This is a genomic window from Shinella sp. WSJ-2 (assembly GCF_003432075.1).
GTDB lineage: Bacteria > Pseudomonadota > Alphaproteobacteria > Rhizobiales > Rhizobiaceae > Shinella.
This window is the reverse complement of record NZ_QWBU01000001.1, coordinates 564,616-576,766: the sequence shown is the minus strand read 5'-3', so window position 1 is coordinate 576,766 and position 12,151 is coordinate 564,616. Positions and strand designations below refer to the sequence as shown.

The window sequence follows — 12,151 nt, the reverse complement described above, 5'->3', positions numbered from 1 at the left end:
ATGGCCCGCGCAAGCAATTTGCCGGTCGATCCCGCGCGTATCGCGGATGTGATCGACGGGCTGGCCAGGCTCACCGAGCCCGGCCGGCCCTACACGCGGCGTGCCTTTACCGCTCTGTTCCCGGCGGGGCGGGATTTTCTCGACGAACGGTTTCGGGCTGCGGGGCTCGAGACACGCGTGGATGCCGCGGGCAATCTGATTGCCCGGCGGCCGGGCAAAAAGCCCGGTCTCGGCACGATCATGCTCGGCTCGCATTCGGATACGGTGCCGGATGGCGGGCGCTATGACGGCATTGCCGGTGTCGCGGCGGCGCTGGAAGTGGCGCAGGCCCTGGCCGACAAGGGCATCGAACTGGATCACGATCTGGAGGTCGTCGATTTCCTCGCCGAGGAGGTCTCGATCTTCGGCGTTTCCTGCATCGGCAGCCGCGGCATGGCCGGCGTGCTGCCTGCGGACTGGCTGTCGCGCGAGCGGGATGGGCTGACACTGGAGCAAGGCATCCGCGATGTCGGCGGCGATCCCGCGCGCATCGCGGCCGAAGCGCGCAAGGATATTTCCGCATTTCTCGAACTGCATATTGAGCAGGGGCCGGTGCTGGAAACGGAAAAGCTGGATATCGGCGTGGTGACGGCGATTGCCGGGATCACACGCATCGAGATCATCGTCGAGGGCCGGGCGGACCATGCCGGCACGACGCCGATGGGATCGCGCGCCGATGCGCTGGCCGCCGCCGCCCGGCTGGTCTCGGGCATCGAGGCGCTGGCGAAATCGCTCTCGGAAGGGCCGGGCCATTTCACGGCGACGGTCGGCGAGTTCTCCATCGAGCCGAATGCCGCCAATGTCGTGCCCTCGCGCGCGCGCCTGCTGATCGATGCGCGGGCGGAAGAGCGCAACGCAATGGATCTCTTCGCCGCTTCGGTCGATCTACTCGCCGATGGGATCGCGCGCGAGACCGGCACAACCATCGCCGCGCCGCGCCGCATCTCCGACAACATGCCGACACCCGGAGATCCGCTGCTGCTCGACGTGCTGGACGCCGCCTGCGAAACGGCCGGCGCCAGTCACCGGCGCATGGCGTCGGGCGCGGGCCACGACACCGCCTTCATGGCAAAGGTGACGCGGTCGGCGATGATCTTCGTGCCGTGCCTTGGCGGGCGCAGCCATGCGCCGGAGGAATTTGCCGAGACCGACGATATCGCGCTCGGGGCGGCGGTGCTTTTTAATGCAGTGATTCAGCTGGATGAGACATTGAGTCAGGAGAGCGTCTAATGGGCCGGATTTTAAAGGAAAAAGACGTCGAGGCGGCGGTCAAGGGCGGCTCGGTCTATGCCGCCGGTGGTGGCGGCTGGGCGGACCATGGGCGCATGCTCGGCTATGCGGCGGTGTCGATCGGCAAGCCGGAACTGGTCTCCATCGATGAACTCTCCGACGACGATTGGGTGGCGACGGCGGCGGCCATCGGCGCGCCGGCCTCGACCACGCCCTGGGAAATGCGCGGCGTCGATTATGTGAAGGCAGTGGAGCTTCTGCAGGAGGCGCTCGGCGAGAAGGTCGCGGCGCTGATGGTCGGCCAGAACGGCAAGTCCTCGACACTGAACGGCTGGCTGCCCTCCGCCATTCTCGGCACCAAGGTGCTGGATGCCGTGGGCGACATGCGCGCGCATCCGACCGGCGACATGGGCTCGATCGGCATGGCGGGCTCGCCCGAACAGATGATCCAGACGGCCGTCGGCGGCAATCGCGACGAGAACCGTTACATCGAGCTCGTCGTGCGTGGTGCGACGGCAAAGGTCTCGCCGATCCTGCGCACCGCCTCCGACATGTCCGGCGGCTTCATCGCCTCCTGCCGCAACCCACTGCGTGCCTCTTACGTCCGCAAGAACGCTGCCCTCGGCGGCATCTCGCTGGCGCTGACGCTCGGCGAGGCGATCATCGCGGCGGAAGGCAAGGGCGGCTCGGCGATCATCGACGCCATCGTCAAGACGACCGGCGGCGCGATCCTCTCGGAAGGCGTGATCACCGACAAGTCGGTGGTCTATACCAAGGAGGCCTTCGACATCGGCACGGTGACGGTCGGCAAGGGCGATACGGCCTCGGTGCTGCATGTGATGAACGAATATATGGCGGTGGAATCGGCGGACGGAAAACGTCGCGCCACCTTCCCCGATGTCATCACCACGCTGTCGCCCGAGGGCGAGCCGCTGAGCGTCGGCCAGCTCGAAGTCGGCATGACGGCCTTCGTACTGCATGTGCCGAAGTCGATCATCCCGCTCGCCTCCAGCGTGCTCGATCCGACGGTTTATCCATCGGTCGAAAAGGCCATGGGGATCGATCTCGTCAGCTACGCGTTGAATGGCGTTGGCAGCGGGAGGAGTGCTTGATTGTCGGTGACACCGAAAATTTCGCTCTGGAAAGCGGCCTATCGTGCCCGGTCGAAAACACGTCACAGCAAGCGCTCGGTTTCTTCTTGATCCACCTGTCTGGCAGGCGTTTTGGAGTGCGCAATTCAGAGGCAACGCTTCTGGGGTGCTCTGTGGAAGCGGTTGAACAAAGATTAGCGATGCGTGGTAGCCATGTGAGTGAGCGACTTGCATCTCTCTCAGCCGAAGAACTGGCGGAGCTATATTTTTTGAGTTTCTACGGTGACACAGATCACTGGACGCGATCGCAGAACGATTTTCTCGAGAGCAATGTGATCTGGTGCCCAGATGGGGACGCTGCATTTGATGATGGCAGTCATGTCTTGCAGTTCGACCAAGGAGCGCATGTGCGTCTCGTTGCATTCCGAAACGATGTGGGAAAAGCCAGTGATCTGACGGAGCGAACCATTCTGGCAGACGACTACTATTCCATCCTTAAAACGTGGGTGTCCGAATTCCGAATGGATAGGGACATTGCACTCGAAAATGCAAGGCGGTGAATACGATGCCCAAAGCCAATCCGCGTCATCCGAACTATCCGATCCCCAGTGGCGATGTGCTGCGTGCCAAGGGCTGGCGGCAGGAGGGGCTGTTGCGGCTGCTCGAAAACGTGCTGTCGGTCGGCGAGGACCCGGACAATCTTATCGTCTACGCGGCGCTCGGAAAGGCGGCGCGCAACTGGGCGGCGCACCGAGCCATCGTCAAGGCGCTGACGGAGATGGACGAGGATCAGACGCTGGTCATCCAGTCCGGCAAGCCGGTCGGACTCCTCAAGACCCATGTGAAGGCACCGCTCGTCATCATGGCGAATTGCAACATCGTCGGGCAGTGGGCGAAGGCTGAGGTGTTTTATGAGCTTCAGCGCAAGGGGCTGATCTGCTGGGGCGGGCTGACGGCGGGGGCCTGGCAATATATCGGCAGCCAGGGCGTCATTCAGGGCACCTATGAAATCTTCATGCGCATTGCCGAAAAGCGCTTCGGCGGCAGCCTTGCCGGCCGTTTCATTTTGACCGCAGGCCTCGGCGGCATGGGCGGCGCGCAGCCGCTCGCCGGGCGCATGGCGGGCGCGGCCATTCTCTGCGTCGATATCGATCCGGCCCGTGCTGCGGCGCGCAAGGCCGTCGGCTATCTCGAACATGTCGCGTCGGATCTCGATACGGCGCTCGCGATGATCGACGAAGCGGTCAAGGAAAAGCGCGCGACCTCGATCGGTCTCGTCGGCAATGCGGCGGAGATTTATCCAGAGATCGCGCGGCGCGGCATCGTGCCCGATATCGTCACGGACCAGACCTCGGCGCATGATCTCGTCTATGGTTACGTGCCGAAGGGAATGAGCCTCGATCAGGTGAAGGGCCTGCGCGACGACGGGCAGGGGCAGCTGATGGCGGCAAGCCGTGCCTCTATCGTAGAGCATGTCTCGGCCATGCTGGATTTCCAGAAAATGGGCTCGGAAGTTTTCGACAATGGCAACCTCATCCGCACCCAGGCGCGGGAGGGCGGCGTGGCCGCTGCCTTCGACATTCCGATTTTCACCGAAGCCTATCTGCGCCCGCTTTTCGCGCGCGCCATCGGGCCGTTCCGCTGGATGGCGTTGTCGGGCGAGGAAAGCGATATCGCCCGCATCGACGATCTCGTGCTGGAAATGTTCCCGGACAATTTCATCGTCACCAACTGGATCCGCCTTGCCCGCGAGAACGTGCCCTTCGAGGGCCTGCCGGCGCGCATTGCCTGGCTTGGCCACGGCGAGCGCACGGCGCTGGCGCTGGCGGTCAACAGGCTGGTCGCGGCGGGCGAGCTGAATGGGCCAATCGCCTTCTCGCGTGACCATCTCGATGCCGGCGCCATGGCGCATCCGAACATCATGACCGAGCGTATGAAGGACGGTTCGGACGCCATCGCCGACTGGCCGCTGCTCGATGCCATGCTGCTCTCGTCATCGATGGCCGATCTCGTCGTCATTCACTCCGGCGGCGGCGGTTATGCCGGGTACATGACGAGTTGCGGCGTGACGCTGGTGGCCGACGGCACGGCCGGCGGAGCCGAGCGGCTGCAGCATGCGCTGACCAACGATACATCGCTCGGCGTGATCCGCTACGCGGATGCCGGCTACGAGGAATCGCTAGACGAGATCGAGAAGAAGGATATCGGTTACATCAGGATCGGAAATGCCTGACGGGCTACCGGACACGCTTTCGTGACCGGAAACCAGCAGGAATCATGAGAGTTGATGGCGCTAAGTGCCTGAAATGTCACGGCTGGCGTAAACCTTGCATTTAACATTTCGCGGTAATCTTCCGTTAGTAATTCCGTCTGCGTGCTGTGGACGGGGGCTTCGATTTGTATTGCGTGCGAGTGCCTATGCGTCTTTCGGTCCTGACAGCGATCCTGCTCGGCTGCGCCTCCATGGCGGGCTGTGCCTCGAGCTCCAATCCAGAGACTGCCCTGTCGATAAAACCGTCCTCGGAAGTCACCAGCTCCGTGAAGGCGGGGCCTGTTCCGGAAGTCGCGGTCGGTGAGGGCAAGGTGAAGGCAGAGGGGGGTGCGGACATGCTCGCCTGGGCCGGTGCCATGCCGGAAAACCACGTCTTCGAAAGCATGGAAAAGCAGGCGGCCGTTCCCGAGACACGGCCGGAAAATGCGGTCTTCGCCGTAGCGCCGTTGAGCGGGCGGTCCGCCAAGCGCTCCCGCATCTACAGCCAGCAGTTCCGCGATGCCAAGCCGATCAATTTCGGCAAGCGCGCGCCGAAGAACTATCAGGTGCACGGCGTCGACGTATCGCGCTGGCAGGGCGATATCGACTGGATGAAGCTGCGCACGCAGGGCGCCAACTTCGCCTTCATCAAGGCGACCGATGGCGGAGACCATCTCGACCCGATGTTCCAAAAGAACTGGCGCCTGGCGAAGGAAGCCGGCATCCGCCGCGGTGCCTACCACTTCTTCTACTGGTGCCGTGTGGCAAGCTCCCAGGCTGAGTGGTTCATCCGTAACGTGCCGCGTGATCCCGATGCGCTGCCGCCGGTCATCGACGCGGAATACAACGGCGAATCTGCGTGCAAGAAGCGCTTGACGCGTGCGCAATACGTCGAAAAGATCAAGGTCTTCGCCGAGATGCTGGAGCGCCACTATGGCAAGCGCCCGATCATCTACACGGCGCCGGACTTCTATGAGGACAACCTCTCGGGCGAGTTGACGCAATATCCGTTCTGGCTGCGCTCGGTCGCCGCCCACCCCTCGAAGCGCTACCCGAACCGCCGCTGGACCTTCTGGCAATATTCCGGTTCGGGCTTGTCGCACGGCGTTTCCGGCAAGATCGACCTGAATGTCTTTGCCGGCAGCGAGAATGATTGGCACAACTGGCTCGCCGGCCAGTCGGGCACACGCACGGCCAGCGCCGACTGATCCAACCCGCCGTAACGGGACGGTCTATTTCTGCCTTTGCGGATAGATCGTCTCGCCGCGTTTCAGCATCTCCACGAAAGCCTCGATCCGTCGCTTGCGCGCGGCCTCTGTCTTGACGTTGTGTATGCGGAATGCCAGCGCGAAGCGGTTCTGCGCGGTCAGTTTGGCCAGCATGTCCTTGGCCGCAGGCTCGGCATCGATGGCGGCTTGGAGATCATCAGGAATCCTCAGGTCCTTGCCGCTGCCATAGGCCTTGTCCCAGCGCCCGTCGGCCTTTGCTGCTTCCACCTGTTTCAGGCCATGTTCCGTCATTCGCCCGCTCTCGATCAGCCGGCCGACGGTCTCGACATTCTTCTTGCTCCAAACGCTTTTCCTGCCGCGCGGGCAATAGCGCTGGAAGAAGCTCTTGTCGTCATGGCTCTTGCGGATGGCGTCGATCCAGCCCCAGCAGAGCACGGCCTCGATCGCCTCCTCGGCGGTGATCGATGGCAGGCCGGATGCCTTCTTGTGAATCTTGATCCAGACTTCCGGCGCGCCGGCATGGTTCTCGCCGAGCCAGCGATAGAAGCTGTCGATATCCACGAATTCGCGCACATGCGCCGGATTGATTTCCACAGGGGCCATCGTGTTTCCCTCATTCTGCCGGGCCGGGCGTGGCTGCTTTGCATCGCCTCGGTGAAACGAAGCGCCGATGCCGAAGATGTGAAGCCGTTCTTCTTGCCAGTCACCCAAGATTTTGGATAGCCATCGGCCTTAACCCGTCTATCCCATTGGAGTCCTATCGAGAATGTCTACGGTGTGCACTTTGTCGCGCAGAGCTTTCTTCCTTGGCGCTGCCGCGACGCTTGCGGGCTGCGCGACCACGCAGCCGTCGACCAAGATTGTTCCGGTTCCGCAGAAGATCCGCTACCCCATAACACCGGCGACGGACGAGGAATTGGCTCTGCGCTATGCTGCGCTGGAGGATGGCGGCCATCAGATTCCGGCCATTCCCTATACACAGATCGATCCGAAATACTATCGCCAGCGCGTGCAGGACCCGACGGGCGAAGCTCCCGGTACGGTGGTCGTCGATACGCCCAATCGCTTCCTCTATGTCGTCGAGCCGGGCGGCACGGCGATGCGCTATGGTGTGGGTATCGGCCGCGACGGGTTTGCCTGGGAAGGCGAGGGCGTCATCCAGTGGCGTCAGCCCTGGCCCCGCTGGAAGGTGCCGGCCGACATGATCGCCCGCACGCCGAGCCTTGCGAAATATTCCGTCGAAAACGGCGGCATGGAGCCGGGCATCAAGAACCCGCTCGGCGCGCGTGCGCTCTATATCTTCCAGAACGGCAAGGACACGCTCTACCGGCTGCACGGTTCGCCGGAGTGGAAGTCGATCGGCAAGGCGACATCGTCGGGCTGCGTGCGGCTGATCAACCAGGATGTGCTCGATCTCTACAAGCGCGTGCCCTATCACGCGCGCATCGTCGTGCATCAGGGTTCGCTCGGCACGCCGGTCGGCGTTTAAGTTACCGTCTCGCCCCCATCGACAACAAGAATCTGGCCGGTCATGTAGCTTGACCGGTCGGAGACGAGGAAGAGGATCGGCTCGGCGATCTCCTCCACATCGGCCCAGCGCCCCATCGGCACCTTTTCCTTGATGTAGCTTTCGATCGCCTCGCGCCCGCCCATCTGGGCGATGAAGGGCGCGTTGAAGGGCGTATCGACCCAGCCAGGGCAGAGCGCATTGACGCGGATGCCGTGGCCCGCATAGTCGCCCGCCATCTGCTTGGTCATGGCGATGACGGCATGTTTGGTCGTCGTATAGGCGATCATCTCGCGGTCGTAGAGCACGCCGGAGGAGGAGGCGGTGTTGAGGATCACCCCCTTCTTCTGCGCTTTCATGACGGGCATGACATAGCGCGCCGCCATCAGATGCGCGCGCACATTGAGGTTCCAGGAAAAATCCAACCCGTCGATGGGCACGGTTTCGAGATCGCCCGCCACCTGGGCACCGGCATGGTTGTGCAGGATATCGATGCGGCCGTGGCGCGACAGCACCGAGGCGACCGCCATCTTCAGTTCCACATCGTCGGTGACGTCGACGATGACGGTCTCCGCCTTGCCGCCCTCGGCGCGGATGAAATCGACCGTCTCCTGCGCGCGGGTCTCGTCGAGATCGGCAACGCAGACGGTGGCGCCCTCGCGCGCCATGATGCGCGCGCCGGCCCGGCCGATGCCGGAGCCCGCTCCGGTGACGATGGCGACACGGTTCTTCAGGATCATCGGTCTCACTCCCCGGCAGGCGATTTCTGGGTTTTGTCCCGCATCAGAAGGCGGGAAATCAGGATGAGCAGCAGCGAGGCGACCAGCACCATGGTGGCGATGGCGTTGACCTCCGGCGTTACGCCGCGGCGGATCGAGGCGAAGACGTAGATCGGCAGCGTGGTCTTCGAGCCCGCGACGAAAAAGGCCACGATGAAATCGTCGAAGGAAAAGGTGAAGGCGAGCAGGAAGCCCGACAGCACCGACGGCAGGATCTGCGGCAGCACGATATCGCGAAAGGTGGTGAAGGGCGTGGCATAGAGATCGGCCGAAGCTTCGACGATGTCGCGCCCGAGGGTCGCGATGCGCGCCTTCACGATCATGGTGACGAGTGCCATGGTGAAGAGGCCATGTGCGGCGATGATCGAGCCGTAGCCGAGGCCGAGCTGCGGCGGCGTCTCACCCGGCCAGAGAGCGGCGATGGCCGGATTGATCGCGCCGAAGACGGCGACCAGGGCCACCAGCGTCGCAATGCCGATGACGACGCCCGGCACGACGATGGCGGCGGCGAGCAGGCCGTCGAAGATCGCGCGTGTGCGGGCACCGAGGCGTTCCAGCCCGAGCGCGGCCATGGTGCCGAAGACCGCGGCGAGCGTGGCGCTGACGAACGCGATGATCAGGCTGTTCTGCAATGCCGTAACAAGGAACGGATTGGCGAGCGCCTTGCCGTACCATTGCGCGGAAAAGCCGGTGAACTCGCTCGCATTGCGCCCCGCATTGAAGGAGAACAGCACGACCAGCGCGATCGGTGCATAGAGAAAGAGATAGACGGAGGTGATCAGCGCGCGCATCAGATGAGATCCACTTGTCTCGTGCCCGATATGCGCCAGGCAATGCGCATGGCGACCATCAGCACCACCACGACAATGGCGACGAGGGTAACGGCAATCGCCGAGCCGAAGGGCCAGTTGCGCGATTGCAGGAAGAGATCGACCAGCGCATTGCCGATGAAGAAGACCTTGCCGCCGCCGAGCAGCTGCGGGATGAGATATTCGCCGAGCAGCAGGATCGTCACCAGCGCGACGCCGGTCATGACGCCCGGCAGCGACAGCGGCAGGGTGACGGAAAAGAAGGTCGAGACCGGCTTCGCGCCGAGATCGGCCGAGGCTTCGAGCAGGCGGCGGTCGAGTTTTTCGAGGCTGACATAGATCGGCATGATCATCAGCGGGAGGTAGCCGTAGACGATGCCGAGCAGGACGGCGCCCGGCGTGTTGAGGAGCCGCACATCCGCAATGCCGATCATGTCCAGAAGGTTGGGGATGCCGCGCGAGCCGAGGATATACATCCAGGCATAGGTGCGCACGAGCAGGCTCGTCCAGAACGGCACGACGACCAGCGAGACGAGCAGCAGCCGATGGCGCGGGTTTGCCTTAACGGCGAGATAGTAGGCCGTGGGATAGGCGACCACAAGGCAGAAGAAGGCGCCGACGGGGGCGAGCAGCAGCGTGTTCCAGTAGGCGGCGGAACGGGCCGGCAGGTTCAAATATTGCGCGAAGGTGAACGCCGCCTGATAGCCGCCCGCCGGACCGCGTTCGCCGACGGAGAAGACCACCATGGCGATGAAGGGCAGCACGAGAAAGACGAACAGCCAGAGCGACGCCGGCGCCAGCAGCGCGGTCGTCACAAGCCGTCTCTTTGCCGTCATCGTCAAAGCCATGGGAAATCCGTGTTGTGTTTGGAGAATTCCGGCCCCCGTCCGGTCCGCCTAACCGCTCCCTGCGAAGCGGTGGGCGGGGGCCGTTTGCGACTTAAGCCGACTTGAAGCGCGCCATCAGTTCCGCGCGTGCCGGATCGGTCAGGGTCACGGCGGCGCCGAATTCCAGCGGGGTCAATGCTGCTTCATCGGGATAGACGATCTTGTTGCCGGTGATCTCGGCCGGCAGCAGCGCGAGAACGCGGCTGTCGGTCGTCGGCGCGCCGTTGGCGATGTGCTCCTTCACGGCGTTCGCCGGATCCATCAGGAAGTTGAGCAGCGCATAGCCGGCCGGCTTGTTGGCCGCGCTCTTCGGGATCGCGTAGAAATCCGACCAAATCTCGCCACCATCGGTGCCGAGAGCGAACTGGATTTCTGGGATGTCGCGGTTGAGCTGCGCACCGTCGTTGGTCCAGCACATGGTCATCCAGGCATCGGTGGCGCGCATCGAGGGCTGGTAGTCGCTGTTGATGGCATAGAGATGCGGCTTGACCTTGATCAGCAGTTCCTCGGCCTTGGCGAGCTCCTCCGGCTTGATGGAATTGAACGAGAAGCCGAGCGAGACCAGCGCGTTGCCGATGGTGGTGAGCTGGTAGTCATGTACCATGGCGCGGCCGGTGGCCTCGCCCTGCGCGACCTCGAAGAACTCCTTCCAGCTCGTGATCTTCGACTTCACCTTGTCGGAATTGAAGGCGATGCCCGTCGTGCCCCAGTTCTTCGGCAGGGCAAACACCTTGCCGTCGACCGTGCCCTCATTGGTGAAGCGGGTGTTCTGGGTCTTGGGATCGAAATTCGGCACTTTGGCGAGATCAAGCGGCTCGATCAGGTCGAGGCCGGCATAGGTGGAGATCGTGTAGTTCGTCGGCACGAACAGGTCCCAGCCGGTGCCGCCGGCCTGGAGTTTGGCCAGCATTTCCTCGTTTGAGCCGAAGACGTTGACTTCGACGGCAACGCCGGTTGCAGCCGTGAAGGCTTCGAAGGTTGCCGGATCGTGGTAGTTCGGCCAGGTCGCCAGCGACATGGTGGAGCCCAGGTCTTCGGCATAGGCCGGCGAGGCGAGGAAGCCGGGCTGACGGGCGAGCACGGCCGCGGCAAGGCCGAGGCCGGTAATGCCGAGGAAGTGGCGGCGGCTGACGGAGCCACGTTTCAGCCGCATGAACTCGTCCGTCAAATCACGGGCGCTGATCGGGGCATTCTCTCTGAACCATTTCGACATCACACTGTTCCCTTGTTGTTGTGACGGGCCTGTTTCCCTCAGGCCGGAAAGACATGCGCTGTACCGGGATCGAAGCTTATTGCGACCCGCTCGCCCGGCGCGACGAGGTCGTTTTGTGTCTGGCGTTCGGCGGTGACGAGCATGTCACCCAAGCCATCGATGGCGATGGAATATTCGGCGGCGGAGCCGAGGAAGATGCGGTGTGTGACGGTGCCTTCCAGCGTCGCCGCATTGCCCGTTCCGCGCGACAGGCGGATCGCTTCGGGGCGCAGCGCCACGGTGACGGCACCGGGGGCGAGATCATTGCGGGACACGGGAAGCGCGGCGCCGTTGCCGAGCCGGACGGTGCCGCCTGCTTCCAGCATGCCGTCGAAGCGGTTGGTCTTGCCGACGAAATCGGCGACGAAGAGATCGGCCGGGCGGTCGTAGACCTCCTGCGGGGTGGCAAGCTGGCGAATGCGACCGGCGCTCATCACGCAGACGAGGTCGCTCATCGACAGCGCCTCTTCCTGGTCGTGTGTGACCAGCACGAAGGTGATGCCGAGATCGCGCTGCAGGGTCTGCAACTCGATCTGCATGGCGGTGCGCAGCTTCTTGTCGAGCGCGGCAAGCGGCTCGTCGAGCAAGAGCACAGAGGGTTTGTTGACCAATGCGCGGGCAAGCGCCACGCGCTGCTGCTGCCCGCCGGACATTTCATGGATGCGCCGCTTGGCGAAGCCTGACAGGCGCACCATTTCGAGGGCCTCGCCGACCCGGCGGGATATTTCCGCCGCCGGCAGCTTCGGCCGCAGCTGCTTCAGGCCATAGGCGACGTTCTTCTCCACGTCGAAATGCGGGAAGAGCGCATATTGCTGGAAGACCATGTTGACCGGGCGACGATAGGCCGGCACGCCGTTGGCAACGCTGCCCGCGATCAGCACCTCGCCCTCGCTCGGCTGTTCGAAGCCGCCGATCATGCGCAGGCATGTCGTCTTGCCGCAGCCGGAGGGGCCGAGCAGGGCCACGAAGGCGCCTTTCGGCACCGTGAGATTGATGTCGGAGACCGCGGTCACCGCGCCATAGCGCTTGGTCACCGAACGGAACTCGATGTCGTTCGTTGGGGCGGATATCACGTCT

Annotated in this window: 12 protein-coding genes; 6 read left to right on the top strand and 6 right to left on the bottom strand. The window is 63.4% G+C overall.

Going from position 1 to position 12,151, the window contains the following annotated elements:
• The 5 genes from D0Y60_RS02780 (at position 1) to D0Y60_RS02760 (ending at position 5,819) form a co-directional block, all read left to right on the top strand.
• A complete protein-coding gene (locus D0Y60_RS02780; RefSeq protein ID WP_117366601.1) occupies positions 1 to 1,269 on the top strand; it encodes a Zn-dependent hydrolase in 1,269 nt (422 codons plus the stop codon).
• Positions 1,269 to 2,381: a DUF917 domain-containing protein gene (locus D0Y60_RS02775; protein ID WP_117366600.1), complete on the top strand. Its 1,113-nt coding sequence runs from the start codon at positions 1,269 to 1,271 to the stop codon at positions 2,379 to 2,381. The genes D0Y60_RS02780 and D0Y60_RS02775 overlap by 1 nt, the downstream gene beginning before the upstream one ends.
• Entirely contained in the window at positions 2,378 to 2,920 is a 543-nt protein-coding gene (locus D0Y60_RS02770; protein ID WP_158565374.1) for an Imm42 family immunity protein, read from the top strand. Before D0Y60_RS02775 ends, D0Y60_RS02770 begins: the two co-directional genes overlap by 4 nt.
• A gap of 5 nt (positions 2,921 to 2,925) precedes the next feature.
• A complete protein-coding gene (locus tag D0Y60_RS02765; RefSeq protein ID WP_117366599.1) occupies positions 2,926 to 4,593 on the top strand; it encodes a urocanate hydratase in 1,668 nt (555 codons plus the stop codon).
• Between the two features lie 185 nt (positions 4,594 to 4,778).
• The gene (locus D0Y60_RS02760; RefSeq protein ID WP_117366598.1) at positions 4,779 to 5,819 is read left to right on the top strand and encodes a GH25 family lysozyme; all 1,041 of its coding nucleotides are present in this window, start codon (positions 4,779 to 4,781) and stop codon (positions 5,817 to 5,819) included.
• Positions 5,820 to 5,843: 24 nt separating this feature from the next.
• Here the strand turns inward: D0Y60_RS02760 and D0Y60_RS02755 are convergent, their stop codons facing one another.
• The gene (locus tag D0Y60_RS02755; protein ID WP_117366597.1) at positions 5,844 to 6,443 is read right to left on the bottom strand and encodes a YdeI/OmpD-associated family protein; all 600 of its coding nucleotides are present in this window, start codon (positions 6,441 to 6,443) and stop codon (positions 5,844 to 5,846) included.
• 163 nt (positions 6,444 to 6,606) lie between these two features.
• Between D0Y60_RS02755 and D0Y60_RS02750 the strand changes: the two genes are divergently transcribed.
• Positions 6,607 to 7,329 (top strand): L,D-transpeptidase, encoded by a 723-nt coding sequence (locus D0Y60_RS02750; RefSeq protein WP_117366596.1) that lies wholly within the window; start codon positions 6,607 to 6,609, stop codon positions 7,327 to 7,329.
• Here D0Y60_RS02750 and D0Y60_RS02745 read toward each other — a convergent pair.
• The 5 genes from D0Y60_RS02745 to D0Y60_RS02725 form a co-directional block, all read right to left on the bottom strand.
• On the bottom strand, positions 7,326 to 8,087 hold the full coding sequence (locus D0Y60_RS02745; protein WP_117366595.1) for an SDR family oxidoreductase: 762 nt from the start codon (positions 8,085 to 8,087) through the stop codon (positions 7,326 to 7,328). The genes D0Y60_RS02750 and D0Y60_RS02745 overlap by 4 nt on opposite strands.
• A 5-nt stretch (positions 8,088 to 8,092) precedes the next feature.
• Positions 8,093 to 8,917 carry an ABC transporter permease gene (locus tag D0Y60_RS02740; protein ID WP_117366594.1) on the bottom strand — a complete coding sequence of 275 codons (825 nt, stop codon included), beginning with the start codon at positions 8,915 to 8,917 and terminating at the stop codon, positions 8,093 to 8,095.
• Positions 8,917 to 9,783: an ABC transporter permease gene (locus D0Y60_RS02735; RefSeq protein ID WP_117366593.1), complete on the bottom strand. Its 867-nt coding sequence runs from the start codon at positions 9,781 to 9,783 to the stop codon at positions 8,917 to 8,919. Before D0Y60_RS02735 ends, D0Y60_RS02740 begins: the two co-directional genes overlap by 1 nt.
• A 91-nt stretch (positions 9,784 to 9,874) precedes the next feature.
• Positions 9,875 to 11,035, bottom strand: a complete 1,161-nt coding sequence (locus D0Y60_RS02730; RefSeq protein WP_117366592.1) for a spermidine/putrescine ABC transporter substrate-binding protein — start codon at positions 11,033 to 11,035, stop codon at positions 9,875 to 9,877.
• A gap of 38 nt (positions 11,036 to 11,073) precedes the next feature.
• The gene (locus D0Y60_RS02725) at positions 11,074 to 12,147 is read right to left on the bottom strand and encodes an ABC transporter ATP-binding protein (protein ID WP_117366591.1); all 1,074 of its coding nucleotides are present in this window, start codon (positions 12,145 to 12,147) and stop codon (positions 11,074 to 11,076) included.
• Positions 12,148 to 12,151: the final 4 nt, after the last annotated feature.

Bases quoted from the DNA above. Each gene is read 5' to 3' on its own strand.
- D0Y60_RS02755 (WP_117366597.1), bottom strand. From the start codon at position 6,443: ATGGCCCCTGTGGAAATCAATCCGGCGCATGTGCGCGAATTCGTGGAT.
- D0Y60_RS02745 (WP_117366595.1), bottom strand. From the start codon at position 8,087: ATGATCCTGAAGAACCGTGTCGCCATCGTCACCGGAGCGGGCTCCGGC.
- D0Y60_RS02730 (WP_117366592.1), bottom strand. From the start codon at position 11,035: ATGTCGAAATGGTTCAGAGAGAATGCCCCGATCAGCGCCCGTGATTTG.
- D0Y60_RS02740 (WP_117366594.1), bottom strand. From the start codon at position 8,917: ATGCGCGCGCTGATCACCTCCGTCTATCTCTTTCTCTATGCACCGATC.
- D0Y60_RS02750 (WP_117366596.1), top strand. From the start codon at position 6,607: ATGTCTACGGTGTGCACTTTGTCGCGCAGAGCTTTCTTCCTTGGCGCT.
- D0Y60_RS02735 (WP_117366593.1), bottom strand. From the start codon at position 9,783: ATGGCTTTGACGATGACGGCAAAGAGACGGCTTGTGACGACCGCGCTG.
- D0Y60_RS02760 (WP_117366598.1), top strand. From the start codon at position 4,779: ATGCGTCTTTCGGTCCTGACAGCGATCCTGCTCGGCTGCGCCTCCATG.
- D0Y60_RS02765 (WP_117366599.1), top strand. From the start codon at position 2,926: ATGCCCAAAGCCAATCCGCGTCATCCGAACTATCCGATCCCCAGTGGC.
- D0Y60_RS02780 (WP_117366601.1), top strand. From the start codon at position 1: ATGGCCCGCGCAAGCAATTTGCCGGTCGATCCCGCGCGTATCGCGGAT.
- D0Y60_RS02775 (WP_117366600.1), top strand. From the start codon at position 1,269: ATGGGCCGGATTTTAAAGGAAAAAGACGTCGAGGCGGCGGTCAAGGGC.